Origin of the sequence: Pseudomonas graminis, assembly GCF_001705435.1 — a bacterium.
In the GTDB taxonomy this organism is placed as follows: Bacteria; Pseudomonadota; Gammaproteobacteria; order Pseudomonadales; family Pseudomonadaceae; genus Aquipseudomonas; species Aquipseudomonas graminis_B.
This window is the reverse complement of sequence record NZ_MDEN01000059.1, coordinates 255044-279063: the sequence shown is the minus strand read 5'-3', so window position 1 is coordinate 279063 and position 24020 is coordinate 255044. Positions and strand designations below refer to the sequence as shown.

General features: G+C 56.7%; 18 protein-coding genes and 3 pseudogenes. 12 read left to right on the top strand and 9 right to left on the bottom strand.

What is annotated here, in order from left to right:
• Window positions 1–399: 399 nt before the first annotated feature.
• The 3 genes from BBI10_RS09470 (at window position 400) to BBI10_RS09460 (ending at window position 2751) form a co-directional block, all read left to right on the top strand.
• Window positions 400–588, top strand: a complete 189-nt coding sequence (locus BBI10_RS09470) for an AbrB family transcriptional regulator (protein ID WP_065988268.1) — start codon at window positions 400–402, stop codon at window positions 586–588.
• 282 nt (window positions 589–870) lie between these two features.
• Window positions 871–1854, top strand: coding sequence for a DUF3644 domain-containing protein (locus tag BBI10_RS09465; RefSeq protein WP_244160328.1), 984 nt, complete (start codon window positions 871–873; stop codon window positions 1852–1854).
• 129 nt (window positions 1855–1983) lie between these two features.
• Entirely contained in the window at window positions 1984–2751 is a 768-nt protein-coding gene (locus BBI10_RS09460; RefSeq protein ID WP_141695146.1) for a hypothetical protein, read from the top strand.
• A gap of 183 nt (window positions 2752–2934) precedes the next feature.
• Here the strand turns inward: BBI10_RS09460 and drt4 are convergent, their stop codons facing one another.
• Window positions 2935–4575, bottom strand: coding sequence for an antiviral reverse transcriptase Drt4 (gene drt4, locus BBI10_RS09455; protein WP_065988265.1), 1641 nt, complete (start codon window positions 4573–4575; stop codon window positions 2935–2937).
• 383 nt (window positions 4576–4958) lie between these two features.
• Between drt4 and BBI10_RS09450 the strand changes: the two genes are divergently transcribed.
• Complete coding sequence (locus BBI10_RS09450; protein ID WP_065988264.1) at window positions 4959–5840, top strand: serine hydrolase domain-containing protein; 882 nt, start codon at window positions 4959–4961, stop codon at window positions 5838–5840.
• A 284-nt stretch (window positions 5841–6124) separates the two neighbouring features.
• Here the strand turns inward: BBI10_RS09450 and BBI10_RS28340 are convergent, their stop codons facing one another.
• A complete protein-coding gene (locus BBI10_RS28340) occupies window positions 6125–6376 on the bottom strand; it encodes a BPSL0761 family protein (RefSeq protein WP_347876463.1) in 252 nt (83 codons plus the stop codon).
• A gap of 202 nt (window positions 6377–6578) precedes the next feature.
• The gene (locus BBI10_RS26545; RefSeq protein WP_083233066.1) at window positions 6579–7352 is read right to left on the bottom strand and encodes an SIR2 family NAD-dependent protein deacylase; all 774 of its coding nucleotides are present in this window, start codon (window positions 7350–7352) and stop codon (window positions 6579–6581) included.
• Window positions 7353–8070: 718 nt separating this feature from the next.
• Between BBI10_RS26545 and BBI10_RS09435 the strand changes: the two genes are divergently transcribed.
• The 3 genes and pseudogenes from BBI10_RS09435 to BBI10_RS28215 form a co-directional block, all read left to right on the top strand.
• Complete coding sequence (locus tag BBI10_RS09435) at window positions 8071–8526, top strand: helix-turn-helix domain-containing protein (RefSeq protein ID WP_065988261.1); 456 nt, start codon at window positions 8071–8073, stop codon at window positions 8524–8526.
• Window positions 8527–8965: 439 nt separating this feature from the next.
• A pseudogene (locus BBI10_RS09430) lies at window positions 8966–10222 on the top strand (YifB family Mg chelatase-like AAA ATPase); the annotation flags it as partial.
• A gap of 118 nt (window positions 10223–10340) precedes the next feature.
• Window positions 10341–10583 (top strand): annotated as a pseudogene (locus BBI10_RS28215) (type II toxin-antitoxin system RelB/DinJ family antitoxin); the annotation flags it as partial.
• Between the two features lie 55 nt (window positions 10584–10638).
• Here BBI10_RS28215 and BBI10_RS28565 read toward each other — a convergent pair.
• The 3 genes and pseudogenes from BBI10_RS28565 to BBI10_RS09415 all read right to left on the bottom strand — a co-directional run bounded on the left by BBI10_RS28565 (window position 10639) and on the right by BBI10_RS09415 (window position 13755).
• Window positions 10639–11361: a methyl-accepting chemotaxis protein gene (locus BBI10_RS28565; RefSeq protein WP_432213745.1), complete on the bottom strand. Its 723-nt coding sequence runs from the start codon at window positions 11359–11361 to the stop codon at window positions 10639–10641.
• 132 nt (window positions 11362–11493) lie between these two features.
• Window positions 11494–12615 (bottom strand): annotated as a pseudogene (locus BBI10_RS28560) (Cache 3/Cache 2 fusion domain-containing protein); the annotation flags it as partial.
• A gap of 219 nt (window positions 12616–12834) precedes the next feature.
• Entirely contained in the window at window positions 12835–13755 is a 921-nt protein-coding gene (locus tag BBI10_RS09415; protein ID WP_065988258.1) for a LysR substrate-binding domain-containing protein, read from the bottom strand.
• Window positions 13756–13919: 164 nt separating this feature from the next.
• On the opposite strand from BBI10_RS09415, the gene BBI10_RS09410 reads away from it, so the two are divergent.
• A complete protein-coding gene (locus BBI10_RS09410; RefSeq protein ID WP_065988257.1) occupies window positions 13920–15302 on the top strand; it encodes a NorM family multidrug efflux MATE transporter in 1383 nt (460 codons plus the stop codon).
• 34 nt (window positions 15303–15336) lie between these two features.
• On the opposite strand, the gene BBI10_RS09405 is transcribed toward BBI10_RS09410, so the two are convergent.
• Window positions 15337–17007 carry a putative bifunctional diguanylate cyclase/phosphodiesterase gene (locus tag BBI10_RS09405; RefSeq protein WP_065988256.1) on the bottom strand — a complete coding sequence of 557 codons (1671 nt, stop codon included), beginning with the start codon at window positions 17005–17007 and terminating at the stop codon, window positions 15337–15339.
• 201 nt (window positions 17008–17208) lie between these two features.
• On the opposite strand from BBI10_RS09405, the gene rep reads away from it, so the two are divergent.
• The 4 genes from rep to BBI10_RS09385 all read left to right on the top strand — a co-directional run bounded on the left by rep (window position 17209) and on the right by BBI10_RS09385 (window position 21653).
• Window positions 17209–19218, top strand: a complete 2010-nt coding sequence (rep, locus tag BBI10_RS09400) for a DNA helicase Rep (RefSeq protein ID WP_065988255.1) — start codon at window positions 17209–17211, stop codon at window positions 19216–19218.
• 39 nt (window positions 19219–19257) lie between these two features.
• Window positions 19258–19827, top strand: coding sequence for a xanthine phosphoribosyltransferase (locus BBI10_RS09395; protein WP_065988254.1), 570 nt, complete (start codon window positions 19258–19260; stop codon window positions 19825–19827).
• 43 nt (window positions 19828–19870) lie between these two features.
• Complete coding sequence (locus BBI10_RS09390; RefSeq protein ID WP_065988253.1) at window positions 19871–20755, top strand: MBL fold metallo-hydrolase; 885 nt, start codon at window positions 19871–19873, stop codon at window positions 20753–20755.
• An 82-nt stretch (window positions 20756–20837) separates the two neighbouring features.
• On the top strand, window positions 20838–21653 hold the full coding sequence (locus BBI10_RS09385) for a sulfite exporter TauE/SafE family protein (RefSeq protein ID WP_065988252.1): 816 nt from the start codon (window positions 20838–20840) through the stop codon (window positions 21651–21653).
• A 34-nt stretch (window positions 21654–21687) separates the two neighbouring features.
• On the opposite strand, the gene BBI10_RS09380 is transcribed toward BBI10_RS09385, so the two are convergent.
• The gene (locus BBI10_RS09380) at window positions 21688–23610 is read right to left on the bottom strand and encodes an acetyl-CoA hydrolase/transferase C-terminal domain-containing protein (RefSeq protein WP_065988251.1); all 1923 of its coding nucleotides are present in this window, start codon (window positions 23608–23610) and stop codon (window positions 21688–21690) included.
• A gap of 106 nt (window positions 23611–23716) precedes the next feature.
• Complete coding sequence (locus tag BBI10_RS09375) at window positions 23717–24019, bottom strand: DUF2845 domain-containing protein (protein WP_065988250.1); 303 nt, start codon at window positions 24017–24019, stop codon at window positions 23717–23719.
• Window position 24020 lies beyond the last annotated feature (1 nt).

The window sequence follows — 24020 nt, the reverse complement described above, 5'->3', positions numbered from 1 at the left end:
CAGGAAGGCCACGGCACAACTTTTTCGCTGTTCATGCCGAGAGACGTTCTTCCAGAGGTCGACGCGGTCATCTGAGACAGAGCAGGTTTGCCCGCAATCAATCAGGCTAGCTGGCTAGGCTGGCCTTTACTTGCCAGTGTAAGAAATACGTTATCACCAATAATTGGCCTACCAAGGCATGAGACAGGTTTTGCAGATCTCGGAAGGAGATGCATAAACAAGGTTCATTATTTACCCGTAGAAAATGAGCACTGTTTGGCTGCGGTTTTGATCCAGAGCCTCGGGGGGTGAACCGTTCCTCCGTGCGGAACGGCAGCTATCGGCCATTAGGTGCCAGTCGCAAATCCTGCGCGTAGGATATCGTCTGAGCACCTCAACCGAGAATGGAGCGAGCGTCCGATGAGTGAGGCAATTCAAACAACAGTGGTTTGCCAGGATCTAGGGGATGGCAGCGGTGACGTCATCATCGATCTCCATCCGGACGTCCTCAAAGCACTGAACATCGGTCTCGGTGACTCGTTGAGGATTGAGTTGGCCGATGGATCGCTGGTCCTAAAGCCAATCCGAGAAGTTCATGCGAAGTCATGAGGCTGGTTTCGGCCAGAAGCGGACGCTCCCGGGGAGAAGTTTTGTTGCTACCACGACAGCAACGTTTGAAAGCTGTTCAGAGGCAAGTATTCCGCTTTTACACCCACGTTGGGCATAGTGTCAGAGCGGGATGAGAGCAAAATGCAGTTAATCGCTTGCCCAGACTGGATTTCCGACCATCTGTCGCTATTGTTTAAAGGAAGAGTAGGACCATTCCGAGCCCGCACGATGGCCATTCTTAGTAAGCGCGCATAAATATCGTTAACTGCAAGGATGATCAGAATGGCGGCGGAGAAGAGAGTACGATCGGTTGGCTCTGTAGCTGACGAGCTTATCAAGAAATCCAGGGAGGCGGCCCTCGCCTCTGTGCAGATATTCAATAACCCTGCGCTCACCTTCAAGTCGGAAATATTTATTGTTTTGATGATGATATCTTGGACTTATCTCCTGCACGCATTTTATCGAAAAAATGGAGTTGAATATCGATACTTCAAGATAGAAGGTGCGCGAAAGCGATTTCACAAAACTGCTAAAGGTGCTGTAAAGCATTGGGAACTCGAGAAATGTTTGAATCAACCTGAATCGCCGGTAGCCTTGAGCGCCGCTAACAATCTTCGATTTCTGATCGGTTTGAGGCATGAAATCGAACACCAAATGACAACGAAGATTGATCAGTTCTTAAGCGCTAGATTTCAGGCCTGCTGCCTAAATTATAACGAACTCATAAAATCTTTATTTGGCGCCAGCCTTGGCATAGATAAACATTTATCTTTTAGCCTTCAGTTCTCTTCTTTGAACAAGGATCAAGTTGACAGGTTATCCCAAGCAGACGGCCTCCCTGAAAATATTCGAGCCTATATAACTTCATTTGACCTGGCTTTAACCGATGAAGAATTCAATGATCCAAAATTTTCTTACCGTGTTTTCTTTGTTCCTAAAACCGCAAATCATAAAGGCCAGGCGGATCAGGTGATTGAATTTATCAAGCCAGGATCTGAAATGGCTCAAGGAATGAATACCAAGTATATTCAAATAAAAGAGACCGAGCGCCCTAAATATCTGCCTTCAAAAATTGTCGAAAAAGTTAAGAGCGCTGGCTATCCAAAATTCAATATGATGCATCATACTCAGATGTGGCAAACCAACGAGGCAAAAAAACAAGGCAAAGGTTTTGGTGTTACCGTCATGAATACATGGTACTGGTATGAGACATGGCTGGAAAAAGTGCTAGCCGAGTGTGAAATCCGAAAAGTTGAATTCCTATAAGTATACGCTGCTGTCTTCGATTAGTAGCAGTTGTTCGAATATCGTCTAGGGCTCATCTTCCGTGAAATTATCTAGATATTGGAGTAAAAATTGTTAAAGCTTCATACTCAGTTGATTTGCGTTCATCACATGAACAATGCAGACGATCTTTCTGAAATTGTGCCAGCACCTGACAGACGTGCAAATAAACCAATTGGCATTCACGAGACATCCACGAACAAAACAGCTTTTTTTCAAAAAATAATCAAACCAAAAATTGGTTCAAATACAATAACATTGGCGCTCCCCAATGAGATTACTTTAGCCATAAGCGTCGCAACCAAGGCTTTGCAGCAAGCCCAAAAAATCAAAGTGGATCTCGATCGGCTATCGGAATTCACCGATTCTATATATGACCGCAATGTAAGCCTCGCCTATGATTATCTTGAGAGTATTCAAGTGGCGACGATATTTGCATACAAGGCAGTGGAGTCGTTTTGCAATGCGGTAATTCCTGATACATACACATACAAAAAAACCACGAGCAGATCTACTGAGCATTATAGTAAAGAGCAGATAGAACGATGGATATCAACTTCTGAAAAGGTGGCGTCCATATTGCCACCAATACTGAAGTGTTCGCCACCTCAATCAGAAAATTTCTGGTCTGACTTCAAGAGTCTTGAGCGCTTAAGAAACGAAATTATACACAGCAAGTCAAGTAATACGGATGCAATACAGGAAGAGCTATTCGCGGAGCACGTATACCGATATATACAGTCCGCCATGGCTTTACTCGAACACTTCATCTCTATAGACCCATCTAATCCAATTTTTCCATTAGGTTTTGGGATGTCCATGGTGCGAGTTTTGAACGTAGAAAAGGCGGAAGATATATTGGGTAAAATCGAGGGATGAACCACCCATGGTTTCGTGGCCATTCCCGACTGACTGCTTATGGCCGTTAGCGGCATTGTAGGGCGTCCGCTTATGGCCGGTTTCTGCCTCTCACCACGAGCAGAAATCGGCCAAAAGGAGACGATCAGCCATGACCTGTAGCGGCTAATTCCAATCTGTTATGGCTTTAAAAATTAAGTAATTTCAAGCATGACTCCGTTGTAGGAATTCTTCGAATGTATATGGCCCATGCTCTGGCTCAAACGAATCTGCAAATTCCAGATGGGTGCAATAGGATTCAGCTAGGCTTTCATTTCCTTCTGATGGCATGAAGTCAACGTCCATTTCTCTCATGATTTCGAAAACGGGCGATTTGTAGGGGTTGGGTATGTACCCCTTAATAAAAGCTTGATAGAGGAATACCCACTGCCGATCTCTTTGATACACATCAAGTTCACTTAGGGTTTCGAATGCTAGTTGTAGGTTCTCTGTCCAGCCTGTTATATGCATCAATATACACATTGACAGGCAGTCTTGAGAGTTGATAACCGCCGCCTCAGCTAACGTGTTAAGAGTCAGCCCATGTTTGCTGATGAAGTATAGAGGCCAGCACATTCCATCCGAGCGCCCATTTTTTGAGTTTTCGATTATGATTTGGTTCAGCCTTTCTTCGTAGTCAGAGTGTTGAACCTCATGTTTTTCGAAGATCATACCCAAATAGGGCAGTAGTAGCGGATAATGCCAACACAAGTTTGTCACATAGTCAGTGGTGACTCTGATCCAATCACCATCAAGCAAGTGGATTAGTTGCTGCATGGCGTATTTTAATACACTGCCATCCGGTGTTTGATTGTTTAATGAAATCGCATACTCTAAAAAGTGTATCGTATCATCCGTGTCGTACTTCTTGCCTTCGCCAACTTTTTGAGGGAGTGCGGCATGAAGTTTTGCTACCCAGTCGGTTTGTATTGCAGCGGGCAATGGTTCGACTTTGGTTTTCGATAGATTTAATGAGAATTTGAACTTTTTCAACTCACTGGCAAGCTTTTGCAAAAAGCGTTCGGCCTCCGATGAATCTTTGCAATAGCACACATAGTCATCAACATATCGGACAAATTCATATTCTTCTTCACGTAGTCTCTCGTCTACTACACCTAGTATGAGTTCGACGATGACTGTCGATGTCGCCGGCCCGATTGTAATGCCCTGAGTTTCAAGGCGTCGTGTATTCCTTTGCCACTTATCCAAATCTTTAGACCAATGCTTGTTGCCGTTGTCCTTAACCCTAAGCTGTCTTTTAGCTTCTTCCTCACCCATTCCCGCCCATTCAATAGCATGCGTATAAACAGAGTTAAAGCAGCTTGCAACATCCGTATTCACCAAGTAACGCTTGCCGAATGATGTCTGGCTTTTCTCCAGAACTTTCTCTCGAAAGCTGTCGTAGTTCATCACTACCAACCGTTTGTCAACATGAAAGTATGGTTTGATTTTGCTACTTTCGTTATCGCAGATTCCCCGCATGTGCTCCCAGTTTTCAGAGATACATTTTGCAAGCCGCCCGTACGCCTGCGGATGGGGAATTCCTAGAAGTCTGGGCACGTTGTTGTACCTAGTGGACGCATATTCAACAAAATCAAAGCCCTTTGAAGGCCTTCCTGTCTTATTGCTCTCTGGGTCCTTTGCACGTTCATCGCATGCGTCTGGCTCCTGAATGATTCGAAGTACCACTTCGGGTGTGAATCGTCTAGAATTGAAGATCGGTGGAATCTCGCCAACGCCCTGCTTTTGATTCGGGAAGTAGTTGAATCGGGTTAGCGCTTCAAACACAAATCGTTCTTCGTCCATTATGTAACCTGTCCTATTAAATGAATTAACTTGTATGGATCCATGCTCGTTTGTGTGCTGAAGGTACCGTGCCCAGGTGGATATCTGGGTTTACCTTTCAGGTGAGTAGGGTAGTCGAAGAAGCTGTTACTCGCAGCGTTGTCGACATTGCACGCCCAGGGTTTGGATCTGCTTGGAAGTAAGCAAGCAGGTGATGTTCTCATCGTGACGAAACTCGGCCGGTTGAAGGTCTGCTTCTGGCCGAAAGCAGTCTGCCCTGTACGGCAGTTTTCGGCCAAAAGCAGTCGTTTAGGACGTGCAGACAGCTGACGTTTTACTCTGGCGAAGAAGAGTGAATGGGATATCTTGTCTAGCTGTCGATCCGTACAACACCAAGGATGCCAATGCTCTGTTCACTCGTATCAAATGGTCAGCCACAAACGCCTGACCGATTAGAACTGACGGCTCCCTGGTGGAGTGTTACGAAAACAGTCTTGGCTTCGACAGCCCTATCGTTAGTGCGTGATGGGCTCATCGGACTGGATGACCCAATTCTTGATCAGCCTTACACGTTACGTCAGTTACTGCGGCATGAGGCAGGTCTGGCCGACTACGGTGAGCTTGCGCAGTATCACGCTGCTGTTACGAACAATGAGCCAGCCTGGTCGGCAGAGGAAATGATCCAACGCCTTGACGGTGCTCGACTTCGATACAACCCCGGAACCGGTTGGCGTTACTCAAATGTTGGCTACCTGCTTATTGGCAGGCTGATTGAACAGCTAACTGATCTGACACTCGATGATGCGGTGACCCAAAGGGTACTTTCTCCTTTGGGCTTGTTGAACGTTCGCTTTGCTAAAACTCGAGCTGATTTAAAAACGACCTACCTTGGAAGCACCTTAAATTATGACCCCGCGTGGGTTTATCACGGACTGTTGATCGGCCCAATTTCGCAAGCAGCGCTATTTCTGGATCGACTCCTCCGTGGAGACCTGCTCTCCACAAGCTTGCTCCAAGAAATGCAGACAGCACGAGCATTAGGCGGCCCGATTCCAGGGCGTCCATGGATTACTCCGGGCTATGGCCTTGGCGTCATGCAGGGTTCAATTGAAGGGGGATATTCCCTATGTGGGCACACAGGCTGTGGGCCAGGCAGCGTCATCGCTGTCTACCATACCTGTGCCGGCGACACATCGGCTTGCTGCGCTGCTTTTGAGGTGGATACTAGTGAAGGTGCCGTCGAAACCATTGTTGTTGGACAGCTGATGCAGTTGCTGGAGCCGTGAGCTGCAACCGGTTAAGTTCTTTTGGTGTCGATCTCATCATTCACCGGATAATTGCTTTGGGTCGATAGCTGCCCGTCGGGGCCGGCCGCTTCCGACCCAATGCTGCCGGTCAGCATCGGCAGAGTTAGGCTACAAGCTGACAGTCGCGGCCGCAATGTGACAACCAAACCTAGTCGAAGCAATGGCCATTCGATGCTTGAGCGCTCTACGACATATCCTATCGGGAGCTACAAAGCCAACAAGATGATCGACAAGCGCGTCTGCATTACAACTGCAGACCTTGCCTAGGGTTTTATGTCCGCAGTGAACATAGGGTGATAGCCGCTGATAGCTAATTCCCGCCTAGGATCTCCGGGTCCTGCGCTTTGAATAATGTCATCCATCTTGCCAGCGAATAGGACAAACGACGATTCAGGGTAATGCCGCAGGAGGCGCTTCGCTTCATTACGAAACTCATCAGGGATGAGGGCGCTCTTTGACAACTCTCGCAAAAACGATTCTGTTTGGATCACACTTCGCGTGCGTTCACTCGGCATAGTCATCTCAGCCTGCACCTCTTTGAGTTTTTGTCCTACCTCGGTGGAATGCAGCCGAAAGAGGTGTTAAAAAATGGCCTGAGCAGTACCTTGAATGCCGCAAGCGATGAAGTATGTGGCATTTTGCATGGATAACCAGATCCGTATAAGCACCGGCAGTCTCCGACCCCCGCATCCCTGCGTATTCACTCGAAGATACCGCTCAACGTGTTTGTGCCTGAGGAGGTATTAGGGCACAAAGCTTCGTGAGGACTTCGGTCGCTTTCCCGATCAGCATCACTTCATTCTGCATGCCGGTGCTGACATCGGCCGTATTGATCTGAATTACTGTTGCACCAGACGACAGCGCAAGCCTAGGGATGTCCGCCGCAGGGGTTACGATCCCAGATGTACCCACAGATATCAGCACGTCACAGCTTTTCACTCGTGCAATCGCCGATTTCCAAACGTTCAACGGCAAGTCTTCGCCATACCAAACAACCCCAGGGCGAAGCTTTCCTTTGCATCTCTCACAGCGCGGTGGTTCGACTAGTGCTCCATCGGCTGGAAAAGTCGATGGTGGCGGAGGTATCTCTGCTGGTCGGTGGCACGCAAAGCATTTTGGCGTACCGAGGTTGCCGTGCAGGTGCAGTACACCCACCGATCCGGCTCGTTCATGTAGGTCGTCAATGTTCTGAGTGATCACGGAGACTTTACGCCCAGAGCCGGCCAGTTGACTCAACGCTAGATGCGCAGCATTGGGACTCGCTTTCGCGGCTTGGTGGCGTCGCCATAAGTACCAACCCCATATAAGAGGAGAGTTTTCGCGAAACGCCCTTGCCGTTTCCAATGTTTGCGGGTCCTGCCGAGCCCAGATCCCCGTCAATGGATCACTGTAAGTGGGAATACCACTTTCAGCTGAGATACCTGCCCCCGTAAATACTACGGCCTCGCGAGCATTCGATAGGGCTTCGACGGCGCGTTCGAAATCGGACATCTAAAAGGTCTCGCGGAATGAGCTATGCGAATGGGAACCTGATTGACGACCTGCGCCTCAGGTAGAGGGGGGCGTACATCTGGGCACTGCCAGACTGGGGAACCGCCTCTGAGATTCTCGGCCGATGGTTTTCTAGACGTTTTTTCGAGAACCAAACCTGAGATGTCTTCTTCTTTCGAAGGTCCAGCTCTCCCATTTTGTAAACCCCTCCCGAGGTACGATACACAACAGCGCTTTCTTGAGTTGCTACGCCTTGGAAGCAAATGATCTGGTCCAGGTCTTCTAAGCTCCATTTGCCAGAGCGGGTTAGATTCGGGGGACACAGCATCTGCACACGGTTGATCTCCACACCAGAAGCGGTAGTCATGTAGAGCTGAAGCTCATACGCGCAGCCAACCATTGCGGCGCGATCGCACATTCCAGTTAGGACAGAGGTAATGGTGATTAGAAAGCTCATACCTTCTAACTCAAATGAGTCTGGGTGAATACTGTCCGTTCTGCAGGGTCAAGTACGTAAATCAATTGTTAAACCATTCCCGATTCAGTCGGTGCCACTCTATATCAGCAGTAGAAAAACATTGGGTATCGGCAGGACGCTTCTAGATTGCGCAAGGACGAACCCGCCAAGGGCGCTCGCCACGACTGAATGGTATACCCCCACGATGTGAGGCGTCAAAGCGTGGCTTTATGCTTTCTTTTGTGAGTACACGGAAGAGAGATGGGTTATCTGGAGGCTTTAGGGCAGGTGATAAGGGAGGTCCGAGTTGCGGCCGGGCTCAGTCGAGAGGGCTGTGCCCATGTCCTTAATCGAGATCATCTTGCCAAGGTCGAGCAAGGGCGCCAGGCCATTTCTGTTCTCAGGTTCAATTGTTTATGCGAGTGCCTCGGTGTCTCTCAAAGCTTGCTGCTTATGGCTGTGGAGGCACGGCTGCTGGGCATCGACTTGAAAGCATATCGGCACCAGCAAGAAAGTGATTTAACCCGATTGGTTGAAGCTGGGCTGCTTAGCAATGTGCCCAATCATCGGGCGATTCGCGGGGTACGCGGAAAAAGGGCGGACGATAATCGTTCGGCAATTCAAGCGCTTCAGGTCGCAGGGTTCGCGAAGATGGAGGTGGTTCGTAAACTAGGCGTCAGTCGCGCCACCGTCGACCGTTATTGGCTAAACCAATGAGCTATTAAACACAGCCCCTCGCCGTTCTCACTGTGAAATTTTTTTCAAAGTACTCGACCTCCAAGCCTGATCTGGCTTTGCGTACTCCATGAACAAACGCTTTCTAAGCATGTGACCTATTCAGTCATTAATTCCAGGGGCTTCAAAAAGCTCACTCAAAGCGCCCGCATTGTTTTTTTAGAATCTGAGCAAACACTGAGCGGTTTGACATAGCAGTGCTCAGCTTCGCGTCGTGTTTTCAGGGGGTTCGGTACGTGTTTCTTCAGCGTGACCGTTTGGAGCTCCTTAACGAGGTGCAACCCTCCCCCTATGGACATATTTCCAAATTCCCCGCGACTTTTTCACGGACGCCTATGGACATCGATGGAGACCCCGCAACCGCCTTAAACATTTGGTCTCCAGGGGTATGTCCATACGTCTTTACTAATCTGTATACGAGCGCTTCGATCTTGCCATCGCCCTCGGCTTGCTCGCCGCCAGCGCGCAGGTGCCGACCCTTGCGCTGGAGGGCATTGAGTGTCTGGGGGAGCTGGCGTTGTCGGGGGCGATTCGGCCCGTCCAAGGCGTGCTCCCGGCGGCGCTTGCTGCGCGGGAAGCGGGCCATACGCTGATCGTGCCTGCGGTGAATGCCGAGGAGGCTTGTCTGGCGTCAGGCCTGAAGGTAATCGCGGTCAGTCATCTGCTGGAGCTGGTGTCGCACCTGAATGGACACACGGTTATCTCGCCCTATAAATCCAATGGCCTGATCCTGCAGACGCAGCCTTATCCCGACTTGAGTGAGGTGCAAGGCCAGATCGCTGCCAAACGCGCGTTGCTGGTGGCCGCGGCTGGCGCGCATAACCTGCTTTTCAGCGGCCCTCCCGGCACCGGTAAAACGCTGCTCGCGAGCCGTTTGCCCGGGCTATTGCCGCCGCTGGATGAGCTCGAAGCGTTGGAAGTGGCGGCGATTCAATCGGTCGCCAGTCACGCGCCGCTGACCAGTTGGCCCCAGCGCCCCTTCCGCCAGCCTCATCACTCGGCGTCGGGTCCTGCGCTGGTCGGCGGTGGCAGTCGCCCGCAACCTGGCGAAATCACCCTCGCGCACCACGGCGTGCTGTTTCTGGACGAGCTTCCGGAATTTGATCGGCGGGTACTGGAGGTCCTGCGCGAACCCCTTGAATCCGGCCACATCGTCATTTCCCGCGCTCGGGACCGGGTGCGCTTTCCGGCGCGCTTTCAGCTGGTGGCGGCGATGAACCCCTGCCCGTGCGGTTATCACGGCGAGCCAACCGGGCGCTGCCGTTGCTCAACCGATCAGATTCAGCGTTACCGCAACAAGCTGTCCGGGCCGCTGCTTGACCGGATTGACCTGCATCTGACGGTCGCCCGTGAAACCACGTCTTTAGCGGCAACGCACGATTGCAAGGGTGAAAGCGCCAGCGCAGCGGAGGTGGTATCCGAAGCCCGACAGCGCCAACAACGACGCCAGGGCTGCGCCAATGCATTCCTTGATCTGCCCGCACTGCGTCAGCACTGCGCGCTGTTGCCGGAAGACGAAGCCTGGCTCGAGAACGCTTGTGAACGTCTGAACCTCTCTCTGCGCGCTGCACACCGATTGCTGAAAGTGGCGCGTACGCTGGCCGATCTGGAGAAGGTGGACGCAATCGCCCGATGCCACATTGCTGAGGCTTTGCAGTATCGGCCTTCGTCGAACTAAAGATCTTCGTTATGCGTATCTCAAATGAGATACATAGTGATCTTTTTCAGGAGTAGCCCTCATGACAACCCAGACTTCAATGCTGCATGTGAGGATTGATTAGGCACTTAAAAACCACGCATCGGAGACCTTGGCCAACTTTGGCCTCACTATTTCCGATGCAGTGCGTATTTTGCTCACTCGGGTAGTCCGCGAAGGCGGCCTACCCGCTGGCCTCGGTGCACACCCGGACGCTTACGATCAGTGGTTCAGGGCCAAGGTGCGTGAAGCCATGGACGACTCGGGGCCGACGCACTCGCACGAGGATGTCATGGCTGCCGCTACCGAATTACTCCAAAGGAAGCGCGGTGCTGACAATTGAATGGAGCAAGTATGCCAAGGCGGGTTTGCTCAAGCGCCTAGGCAGCTCTCCCGCCTCACCGAAACCGATCCACTTCTTTCTGCAAGTCAGACGCGACCGCGTTCAGCTCTTGAGCGGTGATCGCGAGGTTCGACACGACTTCGCGTTGCTCGCTGTTCGCCAGGGCGATGCTTTGCAGGTTGGCGCTGAGCAGCGTTGCGGTGTTGCTCTGCTCTTGGGTAGCCGTGGTGATGGACGTGAATTGTTCACCGGCCGAGCGGCTTTGTTCGTCGATCTGGGCCAGCGCTGCTGCGACTTTGGCGTTGCGCGCGAGACCTTCCTGCATCAGCGCGTTGCCTTGCTGCATAGTGCTGATAGCATTGCTGGTCTCTTGCTGGATGCTGCTGATCATCCCGGAGATTTCATCGGTGGCCTGGCGCGTGCGTGATGCAAGGCTGCGGACCTCATCCGCTACCACTGCAAAACCACGGCCTTGCTCGCCTGCGCGTGCGGCTTCAATCGCGGCGTTGAGGGCCAGAAGGTTGGTCTGCTCGGCGATCGAGGTGATGACGCTGACAATCCCGCCGATCTCCTGGGAGCGCTGGCCCAAGGTATCGATCACCGTCGCGGTGCTGCTCAGCGAGCCTGCAATTTGCTCCAGCGAGGCCGATGCCTCCTCCATGGACGTACGACCGATGCGCGTCTGCTGGGCATTGCCCTGGGCCATGCGTTCGGTGGTGCCCATGTTGTCGGCGATGGTCAGGGCCGTGGCGCTGAACTCCTCCACTGCACCGGCCATGCTGGTGATTTCGCCGGATTGCTGCTCCATTCCGTCATAAGCGCCGCCCGACAAGCCGGACAGTGCGTTGGCACGGGTGCTGACTTCCTGCGCGGCCGTGCGAATGTGGGACACCATGGTTTCCAGCGCCTGGCCCATCGTGTTGAAGCTGCCTGCCAACTGACCAATTTCGTCATGGCTGGAAATGTTCAGACGTGCACTCAGATCACCTGCGCCGAGGGCTTCTGCCTGACTGACCAGCGCCGACAGCGGCCGTAGCTTGCTGCGCAACAGCCAGATCGCGGCGCCGACAGCGATCAACATCGCCAGCAGGCTGCCAATGGCCAATTGCGTGCCGACGCTCCAGGTCACTGCGCTGATTTCATCCTTGGGCATCGTCGCCAGAACCGTCCACGGGCCGCCGGCAAATTTCTCGCCGACGGTGTAGAAATCTTCACCGGCGTCCTGCCAGAAACGCCCAACGCTCGGCGTCTTGGCGAACTCGGCCAGCGTGGTGCTTGCCTGATCCAGGTCCTTCACGCCCGCAGGCGGCACCAGCCATTTGTTCTGCTCATCAAGCAACGCCAGCGAACCGGTGGAACCGATGCGGAAGTTTTTCAGGTTGTCGAACTGCGCCTTCTGCGCGTCGGTGTAATCGAAGCCGACGAACAACACGGCGATGACCTTGCCGCTGGTGTCACGCACCGGGCTGTACTGCGTCATGTACAGACGGTCGAACAACAGCGCGCGACCGACGTATCCCTGCCCGGCCAGCAGCTTTTCGTAGGCCGGATGCTTGTGATCCAGCGAGGTGCCGAGGGCGCGCGAGCCGTCCTGCTTGCTCAGGGACGTGCTGACGCGCACGAAGTCGTCGCCGCTGCGAACGAAGACCGTCGCCACGCCGGCCGTCATGTTTTTAAAGTCGTCGACTTCAGTGAAGTCGTTGTTCAGCGCGTTGCCGTTGAGCAGTAATGCAGGGGTCTGCACGCCCGCGACCGCAATCTGCTGATCACCCTGCAGGCTCAGGCCGGCCGAAAAACGCTTCTCGAACAGACCGCTCAGACGCAGGGTGCTGTCGCGCAACGTGCTGTGGAAGGTGTTCAACTGGTCGGCGAGCAACCGGGCTTCGCTGCTCATGTGCTCCTCACGGATGACCAGGTTTGCCGAGTCCAGTGAGCGCAGGGCAAACAGCGTGCTGCCGCTGATGACGACGGCCAGAATAACGGCCAGGGCAATGCCGAGTTGCGAGGCAATTCGGGCGCGAGGCTGAGGCATGGGTGCTCCTTGCCGAACGACTGGGCCGTCCTGGATCTCAGGAACACCATTCGGACGAATTCTAATAGAGGGAATCGATGAGCCGATTGAGGTGAACCGGCTCTGCAATACACCTTCGGCGGACAAACGAAATACTTGAGTCCTACATCGTTTCAGGACGGAATTAATCCCCTCTTTGGCTGTCCTGCGTCCGCTTTCGATGGCCGAGCGCTTTACGGCTCACTCCAGAATCGTCACGTCCGGCAATTCCATCGCCTGCACCTCGCCCTGCAAAAAGTCACTCAACCGCCGCATACGCTCGCCGCCCGGCCGAGTCTTTGGCCAGACAAGGTAGTAGTTTTCCCCGCTGACCACCGCTGTGCGCCAAGGCAGGCTCAGTCGGTCCTGGGCGACATCCTCCGCCACCATCAGCAGATCGCCCATGGAAACGCCGTAACCCCGGGCCGCCGCAATCATGCCCAGCTCCAGCGTGTCGAAGACCTGCCCTCCCTTGAGCGAGACCCGGTCAGACAAATCCATGCGCTCCAGCCATCGGCGCCAGTCGCGACGGTCGGGCGTGGGATGCAACAGTTCGGCGCCAGCCAGTCGCTCGGCATCCCAAGGCTCATCATCCAGCAGCGTCGGCGCGCCCACGGGAATCAGCAGCTCAGGGAACAGGTAGGTCGCCTCCCACTCCGGCGGGAAGTGCCCATGGCTGAGCAACACCGCGCAATCGAATGGCTCCTGGGTGAAGTCGACGCTGTCGATGTCCATCCAGGCGCTGGTCAGCTGGACTTCGTTGCCCACCTGCAGATGGCGGAAACGACTCAGCCGCGCCAGCAACCAGCGCATGGTCAGGGTCGATGGAGCCTTCATGCGCAAGATGCCCTCCTCCGCCATCAACGCGCTGCAGGCTCGCTCCAAGGCCAAAAAACCTTCCCGTACGCCCGGCAGCAACTCACGCGCGGCCTCGGTAAGCTGCAGATTGCGACCGTTGCGGCGAAACAGACGGCAGGCGAAATGCTCTTCGAGCGTGCGGATATGCCGACTGACCGCGCTTTGGGTGATCGACAGCTCTTCAGCGGCACGCGTGAACGAACTGTGTCGCGCAGCGGCTTCAAACGCGCGCAGGGCATACAGTGGCGGAAGGGTGCGTGACATCGACGGGTATCCCTCAGGCAGTCGGGCAGGTGAGATCACTCTACTAAAGAAATATCAGGATGAGTTTTACTCATGCGAGAGATCGCATTTATCCCTTTGTGCATCCCCGCCTGAATCCCCACAATGACCGGCCTGCCAACACCCGTAACCCGAGCGCAAAGACCATGCACCAGCACGCCTTCAAAGAACTGTGGATCATCCTGCGTCTGGCCGGGCCGCTGATTGCTTCGCAGATGGCGCACATGCTGATGGTGTTCACCGACACCGTAATGATGGGCAAACTGGGCCCGGAATCCCTGGCCGGTGGCGGGCTGGGTGCGGCGAGCTATAACTTCGTGTCGTTCTTCTGCGTGGGTGTCATGGCCGCAGTCGGCACGTTGGTTGCCATCCGCAAGGGCGCGAACGATCACGCAGGCGTCACACGCTTGACCCAGGCCGGTTTGTGGCTGGCATGGGGCATGGCGCTGATTGCCGCGCTGATCCTGTGGAACCTCGAGCCGATTTTGCTGCAGTTTGGTCAAGATGAAGCCAACGTGCACATGGCCAGTGAATTCCTGATCACGCTGCCATTGGCGCTGCCCGGCCTTCTGAGCTTCATGGCCCTGCGCGGATTCACCAGTGCGCTGGGGCGCGCCACACCCGTGATGGTGATCAGCCTGGTGGGCGTGGCGCTCAACTTCGGGCTCAATTACGCCTTTATCCACGGACTGTTCGGCCTGCCGCACTGGGGCCTGATGGGCATTGGCCTGGTCACGGCCATTGTCACCAACGCCATGGCCCTGGCCCTCGCACTTCACATTCGTTATCACAGCGCCTACGCGGCGTACCCCCTTCACAAAGAACTGATGAAACTCTCGCGCAGCTGCCTGAAAGAGCTGTGGCGCCTGGGCCTGCCCATTGGCGGCACGTACGCGGTGGAAGTCGGGCTGTTCACCTTTGCGGCGTTCTGCATGGGGGCCATGGGCAGCACACAGATGGCCGCGCACCAGATCGCCCTTCAATCGGTGTCGATGGCGTTCATGGTTCCAGTCGGGATTTCCTACGCGGTAACCATGCGCATCGGCTTGCACTACGGGGCGGGAAACCTGCTGCTGGCGCGCACTGCCGGACGCATGGGGATTGGTTTTGGCGGGCTGCTGATGCTGTCGTTCGGCATTCTGTTCTGGGTCGCGCCCCACGCCGTCATCGGGTTGTTCGTGGACGTCAACGATCCGAAATACCAGGGAGTGGTCGAGCTGGCGGTGAAGCTGCTGGCCATCGCCGCCTGGTTCGAGATTCTCGACGGCACGCAGACCATTGCCATGGGTGCCATTCGAGGTTTCAAGGACGCAAAAACCACGTTCCTGATCGGGCTGGCGAGCTACTGGGTGGTCGGCGCGCCGTTGGCGTGGGGCCTTGGGTTTTTGGCGAACCAGGGCGCGGTGGGCGTGTGGTGGGGACTGGCGATCGGCCTGCTCTGCTCAGCGGTCGCACTGACCTGGGCATTCGAGCGCAAGACGGCGCGGCTGCTGCGCAAAGAGGCGACGGGCGTTGTGGTGATGGGGTAGGCGAACTCAGACCTGTAGGGCCGTGCGTGGCTCCTCAAGTCCCCTGCAGTCCCTTTCTCTGCACCTGATGCATCGCCAGATACTCCGTCAGCTCTGGCAACGCAAGCGGGTGGCTGATGAGAAACCCTTGGACCTGATCGCAGTTGAAGCTGCGCAGCAAGGCCAGTTGCTCAGGGGTTTCAACACCTTCGGCCACCACTTCGAGGCTGAGGTTGTGGGCCAGGTTGATCATGGCGTGGACCAGCTTGCGGTTTTCCTCGCGCTGCTCCATTTCACCGACAAAGCTCTTGTCGATCTTCAGCAGCGTGATCGGCAGGCTATTGAGGTGCACGAAGGATGAAAACCCGGTGCCGAAATCGTCCAGCGAGAAGCGCACCCCCAGGCGACCCAGCGCGTCCATGGTCTGCCTGACCAGGTCACTGCGGCGCATGACCGCCGTTTCGGTCAGTTCAAATTCCAGCCATTGCGCGTCAATGCCGCGATCGGCAATCAATCGGCTGAGCGTTGCGAGCAACTGGTTGTCCTGGAATTGACGGAATGAAAGGTTGATCGCCATGTGCAGCGGCGGTACGCCTTTCTCGCGCAACGCCTGCATGTCTCGGAGCGCACGGGCGATGACCCAGTATCCTAGCGGCACGATCAGCCCGCTCTGCTCGGCCAATGGCACGAATTCACTCGGCGGCAACAGCCCACGTTCAGCGTGGCGCCAGCGCACCAGTGCCTCAAGCCCCAGAATGTGCCCGGTGTTCAGGCACAGGCGCGGTTGGTAATGCAGCTCCAGCTCGTCGCGACGCAAGGCGCGGCGCAGCTCGCTTTCCAGGTCGGCGAGGCTTCGGGCATTGCGGTTGATGCGTTCGTTGAAGACGTGAAACGTGCAGCCCTGCGTGCCTTTGGCCTGCTGCATGGCGATATGCGCATGCCACATCAAGGGATCGGCGCCGCCATTGATGCGCGCATAGGCGATGCCCAGGCTGCAGCCGATCAACAGGCTTTCGCCATCGACCCAATACGGTTCGGACAAGGCTTCGGTGATGCGCTCGGCAATGGACTCCGCCCGCTCAGGGGCACGTCGAGTGTCGATCAGAAGGGCGAATTCATCGCTGCCCAGTCGTGCCAGTTGATCGCACGCTTCCAGTTGGCCTTTCAGCCGCGCCACCACTTGCAGGATCAGTCGATCGCCTGCCTGGTGACCCAGCGCGTCATTGGCGCGGCGGAAGTTGTCCAGGTCCAGATGCCCAAGGGCCAGACCTCGACCGTCGAACTCGGCCAGCCGGGCGGCCAACAGGGTCTGAAAGCCCTGGCGGTTGGCGATTCCGGTGAGAGGGTCTTGCTCGGCGAGGCGATTGAGCGTGGTTTCCAGCACGCCCCGTTCGCGCACATGACGCAGACAACGGCGCAAAGCCTGCGGAGTGAGCGCATCGCGCACCAGCCAGTCACTGACGCCGACGGGCTCTTCGTCCGGCTCCGTGTCAAAAAGCAATACGGTGGGCCAGTTGCATTGGCCGGCGGCGGGCTGAAGGGCTTCAGTAGTGAAAAGGATTCCAGGGGCTGCGAGGTCTGTTTGATCGCCAACGGCGTCCCAGCTCGACGCGCAATCCAGGACGGCGGCGTCTACGAGCGGCGCCAGGCACTCGCGCAACGATGCCGGCCATTCGGGCGTGTCCGCCAGAAGCAGCAAGCGCAAGGGTTCGACAGGCGTAGACAAGCTAACTCCCCACACAAACGTAAAGACCTTGGCGCACCCCCGAATGAGGGTCGTCAAACGCGATAATCATCCGCAGTAGGCAAATGTAACAAAACGGCGAAATATAGATAGCGCGGCGCATCACAGTGTCGGACGGTGGCTGCGAAATCCGCTGACCCTGTTAAAATGCCCGCCCTTTTCAAAGCGACCCCACTTTTCCCCATGTCCCGACTCAATCCCCGGCAACAGGAAGCCGTGAACTACGTCGGCGGCCCTCTTTTGGTGCTCGCCGGCGCTGGCTCCGGCAAGACCAGCGTGATCACACGCAAGATTGCCCACCTCATCCAGAACTGCGGCATCCGTGCCCAGTACATCGTCGCCATGACCTTTACCAACAAGGCGGCGCGGGAGATGAAGGAGCGCGTCGGGACCCTTCTGCGCAGCGGCGAAGGGCGCGGCCTGACCGTTTCGACGTTTCACAACCTGGGCCTGAACATCATCCGCAAGGAACACGCCCGTCTGGGGTACAAGCCCGGGTTCTCGATCTTCGACGAGACCGACGTCAAGGCGCTGATGACGGACATCATGCAGAAGGAATACTCGGGCGACGACGGCGTCGACGAGATCAAGAACATGATCGGCGCCTGGAAAAACGAACTGATTCTGCCGCCCGAAGCCCTCGCCAATTCGCGCAACCCCAAGGAACAGACCGCCGCCATCGTCTACAGCCACTACCAGCGCACGCTCAAGGCGTACAACGCGGTGGATTTCGACGACCTGATTCTGCTGCCAGTGAAGCTGTTCGAAGAGCACGCCGACATTCTGGAAAAGTGGCAGCACAAGGTGCGCTACCTCCTCGTCGACGAATACCAGGACACCAACGCCAGCCAGTACCTGCTGGTGAAGATGCTCATCGGCACGCGCTGCCAGTTCACCGTTGTGGGTGACGACGACCAGTCGATCTACGCCTGGCGCGGCGCGCGGCCGGAAAACCTTATGCTGCTCAAGGACGATTACCCGTCGTTGAAAGTGGTAATGCTGGAGCAAAACTACCGCTCTACCAGCCGTATTCTGCGCTGCGCCAACGTGCTGATCGCCAACAACCCCCACGCGTTCGAGAAACAGCTCTGGAGCGAGATGGGCCACGGCGATGAAATCCGTGTGATTCGTTGCAAGAACGAAGACGCCGAAGCCGAGCGCGTGGCCATCGAAATTCTCAGCCTGCACCTGCGCACCGACCGGCCGTACAGCGACTTCGCGATCCTCTATCGCGGTAACTATCAGGCCAAGCTGATCGAGCTGAAGCTGCAGCACCATCAGATTCCGTATCGGCTGTCCGGGGGCAACAGCTTCTTCGGACGTCAGGAAGTGAAAGACCTGATGGCCTATTTCCGCCTGCTGGTGAACCCGGATGACGACAACGCCTTCCTGCGCGTGATCAACGTCCCGCGCCGGGAAATCGGCTCGACCACCCTTGAGAAGCTGGGCAACTATTCCACCGAGCGCAAGGTGTCGATGTATGCCGCGACCGACGAGATCGGCCTGGGCGAGCATCTGGACGCCCGCTTCACCGACCGCCTCAGACGCTTCAAACACTGGATGGACGGCGTGCGCCAGCAATGCGCGACGCAGGACCCGATTGCCGTTTTGCGCAGCATGGTCATGGACATTGATTACGAAAACTGGATTCGTCAGAACAGCTCCAGCGACAAGGCCGCCGACTACCGCATGGGCAACGTGTGGTTCCTGATCGAGGCGCTGAAAAACACGCTGGAGAAGGACGAAGAAGGCGGCATGACCATCGAGGAGGCCATCGGCAAGCTGGTCCTGCGCGACATGCTCGAACGTCAGCAGGAAGAGGAAGACGGCGCCGAAGGCGTGCAGATGATGACCCTGCACGCCTCCAAGGGTCTGGAATTTCCGTACGTGTTCATCATGGGCATGGAAGAGGAAATCCTCCCGCACCGCTCCAGCATCGAAGCCGACACCATCGAAGAAGAGCGCCGTCTGGCCTACGTGGGCATCACCCGCGCGCGGCAGACGCTGGCGTTCACCTTTGCGGCCAAGCGCAAGCAGTACGGCGAAATCATCGATTGCCTCCCGAGCCGGTTCCTCGACGAACTGCCGCCGGACGATCTCGCCTGGGAAGGCAACGATGACACGCCCGTCGAAGTCAAAGCCGTACGCGGCAACACAGCCTTGGCGGACATACGCGCCATGCTGAAAAGATAACGTTTATTTCGCGCACATTGCGCTCTGAGGACCACCCACGTGGAAGCACTGCACAAGAAAATTCGCGACGAAGGCATCGTGCTTTCCGACCAGGTATTGAAGGTCGACGCGTTTCTCAACCATCAGATCGACCCGGTGCTGATGCAGCAGATCGGCGACGAATTCGCCGCGCTGTTCGCCGACTCGGGCATCACCAAAATCGTCACCATCGAGGCGTCGGGCATCGCCCCTGCGGTCATGACCGGTTTGAAGATGGGCGTTCCGGTGATTTTCGCGCGCAAGCATCAGTCGCTGACCCTCACTGAAAACATGTTTTCCGCGTCGGTGTACTCGTTCACCAAGCAGACCGAAAGCACCATCGCCATTTCTACCCGTCACCTGAACAGCAGCGATCGTGTGCTGATCATCGACGACTTCCTGGCCAACGGTAAGGCGTCACAGGCGCTGATCTCGATCATCAAGCAAGCGGGCGCGACGGTCGCCGGCCTGGGTATCGTGATCGAGAAGTCGTTCCAGGGCGGCCGCGCCGAACTGGATGGCCAGGGCTATCGTGTAGAGTCACTGGCGCGCGTGCAGTCGTTGAAAGATGGCGTTGTAACGTTCGTTTGATAGCTGCTTCAGCATTCCTGTACCAGCAATAAAGGAGAGCATCATGATCATTGGCGAAAAACTGAGCGTAGAGGCGTTCTTCGATCCGCAGACCTCGACCATCAGTTACCTGGTCATTGACCGCTCTACGCTTCAGGCCGCGCTGATCGACAGCGTGCTGGATTACGACCCTAAATCCGGGCGCACCAGCACGCAATCTGCGGACAAGCTGATCGGCAGGGTCCGCGAGCTGGGCGTGTCGGTGCAGTGGATTCTGGAAACCCACGTCCACGCCGATCACGTCTCGGCGGCGGCCTACCTGAAAGAACAGCTCGGCGGCACGGTTGCCATTGGCAGCCACATCACCCGCGTGCAGAAAGTCTTCGGCACTTTGTTCAACGCCAAAGGCGACTTCGCCCGTGATGGCAGCCAGTTCGACCGGCTGCTGGAAGATGACGCGCATTTTCAGATTGGCACGCTTCAGGCCAGAGCCATGCACACCCCTGGCCACACACCGGCGTGCATGACGTACGTGATCGAAGCTGGAAATGAAGCGGTGGCGTTTGTCGGCGATACCCTGTTCATGCCCGACTACGGCACCGCTCGTTGCGACTTCCCCGGTGCCGATGCGCGCACGCTGTATCGCTCGGTCGGCCGGATCCTCCGCCTGCCGCCGCAGACGCGTCTGTTCATGTGTCACGACTACCTGCCCAACGGCCGAGAGTTGATGTTCATGACCACCGTTGCCGAGCAACGCGCCAGCAATATCCACGTGCGTGAAGGCATCGACGAGGACGCCTTTGTCGAGATGCGCGAGAAGCGCGATGCCACCCTCGACATGCCCGTGCTGATCCTGCCTTCGGTGCAGATCAACATGCGCGGCGGCAATCTGCCGGAAGCGGAGGACAACGGCGTGCGCTACCTGAAAGTCCCGATCAATGCGGTGTAAGTGCTACCAGGCGCGCTGATCCCGCGCGCTCACCGACTGAACACCCACCTCCGGACAGACCCACGGGACTTGCTCACTTAACATGAATGAACACGAACTGATCGGAGCCGGCCTCGGTACGATCATTGGCGCGGTGTTGGGCCTGACAGGCGCGGGTGGCGGCATCCTTGCGGTGCCGCTGCTGGTTTTCGGGCTGGGCCTGACAATGATCGAAGCTGCGCCGGTGGGCCTCCTGGCAGTCGGCCTGGCTTCGGCGGTCGGTGCAGCGCTCGGATTGCGCCAAGGCATCGTCCGTTACCGCGCCGCCATTTTCATCGCAATCATTGGCATCGCGCTGTCGCCGGTAGGCCTGTGGCTGGCGCATCAATTGCCCAATGCGCCGCTGGCGCTGGGGTTTGCACTGATTCTGTTTTATGTGTGCGGGCGGATCTACCGCAAAGCCGCTCACGAACTGCGCCACGGCAAGCCGCCGGATCGGGGCGCGTTCAGGCCCTGCGTGGTCAATCCGCTGGTGGGTCGCTTGCGCTGGACGCTGCCGTGCGCCCGGTCACTGGCGGCAACCGGCGCGCTGGCCGGCCTATTGTCAGGATTGCTCGGCGTGGGCGGCGGCTTTGTCATCGTGCCGGCCTTAACGCGCTACACCGACCTTGAGATGAAAAGCATCGTCGCCACGTCGCTGGCGGTGATCGCACTGGTGTCGACCGGCAGCGTGATCACGGCCAGCGTCAGCGGCGCGATGCACTGGTCAGTGGGCCTGCCGTTCGCCGCCGGGGCTGTCGCTGGACTGATGGCCGGCAGGCAGGTCAGCCGTTACCTCGCCGGCCCGAGGTTGCAGCAGCTGTTCGCTGTTAGCGGCTTCTTCGCCGCCGTGCTGCTGGTGATCAAAACCCTCGGCTGAACGGATGCCACAGTGAAAGTGGGAAACATCAGGCCTAAGCCGTCGCCTGCAACCCCGCCAACACCAACCGCTGATACAGCTCGTCCCGCAACCCCTGTGGATGATCGAGGCCCATGCGCTGCAAGTGCTCCGGATACGCGCTCGCGTCAGGCGCTTCCAGCGTGGCCTTGCCCAGCTCGATGATTTCCGTGAGCTTGAACTTGCTCTTCAGCCAGTTCAGCGCGCGCAGCAGATCGCGCTCTTCAGCCGTGAAGTCGCTACCCAGCGGGTATTCGACGAAGAGCGAAGGGAACTGATGGCGGATGTCCTTCAACCGCTCGGGCGTGTTCTGGCTGAACAACGGATCAAGGCGGAAATCCTTCGGCAGCTTGCCGGCCTTCTGCGCCTGATCGATCAGGCCCGGCTGGAAGCGTGAGTCGCTGATATTAAGCAGTGCCTCGATCACCGCCGAATCGGTCTTGCCGCGCAGATCGGCGATGCCGTACTCCGTGACGACGATGTCACGCAGATGCCTCGGGATTGTCGTGTGCGCATAGTCCCAGACGATATTGGAATTCACCTCCCCGCCCGACTCACGCCAGCTGCGCAGAATCAGCACGGAACGCGCGCCTTCCAGCGCATGGCCCTGAGCGACGAAGTTGTACTGCCCGCCCACACCGCTGACCACGCGGCCATCGGCCAACTGATCCGAAACCGCTGCGCCCAGCAACGTGACAGTGAAACAACTGTTGATGAACCGCGCATCGCGCCGCTGCAGACGCTTGAGCGTCTCGTTGCCGTAGAGCTCGTTGATGTAGCTGATCGCGGTCATGTTGATCTGCGCGATCTGCGCCGGCGTGAATTCCCGTAGCCGCTCGTAGAAACTGCGCGGGCCGAGAAAGAAGCCGCCGTGAATCAACACGCCGTCGCCATAAAGCGACTCGTCCAGAACCCCGTCGTTGGCCATTTGCTGCAGCTCGATGTCGGCGTACACCTTGCGCCGGATGATCCCCGCGTCCAGCAGCACCAGCAGGCCGTTGACGAGCATTTCGCTGCAGCCATAAAGCCCGGTGGCGAAGGGCATCACCCCGCCTTGGGCCTCGATCAACGGCTTCCAGGTGGAGATGCCGTCCAGCTCGGCCAGGCACGCGCGGTAGGTTTCGTTATCGGCCTGGCGCGCAAGCAAGGCGGCGGTCAGGGCGTCACCCATCGAACCGATGCCGATCTGCAATGTGCCGCCGTCGCGCACCAGCGTGCTCGCGTACAAGCCAATGAAATGATCCTGGATACCGACCGGCATGTTCGGTGTCGAGAACAGCGTGCTGCGCTCTTCGTGCTCGATCAGCAGGTCGAAGGTGTCGGCGCTGACCTCGGCATCGCCCTGCATGTAGGGCAGATCCGAGTGGACGTGGCCCAGCATCAGAATCCGCTCGCCCGCCTCACGGCGTTTTTCCACCAAGGGCAGCAGGTCGAGGGTGATGTCGGGGTTGCAGCTCAGGCTGAGCTGATCGGGCCGTTGCGGGTCACGGGCGATCAGTTGCGCGATCAGGTTCAGGCCGTTGGCATTGATGTCCCGCGCAGCGTGGCTGTAATTGCTGCTGACGTAATCCTGCTGCGCTTCGACGCTGCCGAGCAGGCTGCCGGGCTGCATGAAAAACTGCTGGACGTGAACATTGGGCGCAAGGTCATCCCGGCGCAGGTCGGTGAGAAAATCCAGTTCAGGGTAATCGTCGAAGACGCGCTCCAGAAAGGGCTCCAGAAACCGTCCCTGCAAACCGTCGCCACCATCCGGTCGCCCGAGGCACAGGGCGGTGTAGATGGTCAGGTGCCGATCGGGCAGCGATTTGATCCGGGCATACAACGCGTTGGCAAAACGATTGGGCTTACCCAACCCCAGTGGCATACCCATATGAATATGCGCCGGCAACTCGGCCAGCACGTGATCGACAGCTTGCTCGATCGAGCAGGAATGCGGCATCCGGCCTCTCCTGATTTTGTTATTGGATAGCGGTTGGACCGGGCCTTCAGGGAATTTGCTGCATTGCGCCGCTTGCGCCCTCATAAAACGACTGCCATTCGGCGACTCAATCCCGCTTCGTCTCGATCTCTACCAGCTTGTCCTCGATAAACCGCAGGTGTTGTTTTGCACCATTACGAGGACCGTACACCCACAAACTAACCTTCGCAAAACCGAGCCTGGGTACGCCGTTGCTTCGCAGCGCAGGCATTTGATCAACACTGCTGTCTGGCGCCCCACACTTCTGGCGGACCACATCGGCGGTGTCACCCAGACTGATAAGCGCCGTGCCGCAGCGCATGGTCGCGTCAGCCGCATTGGCGAACAGCAAGCCGGCCAGCCCTAGGAAGATCAGTGTTCGGTTAATCATG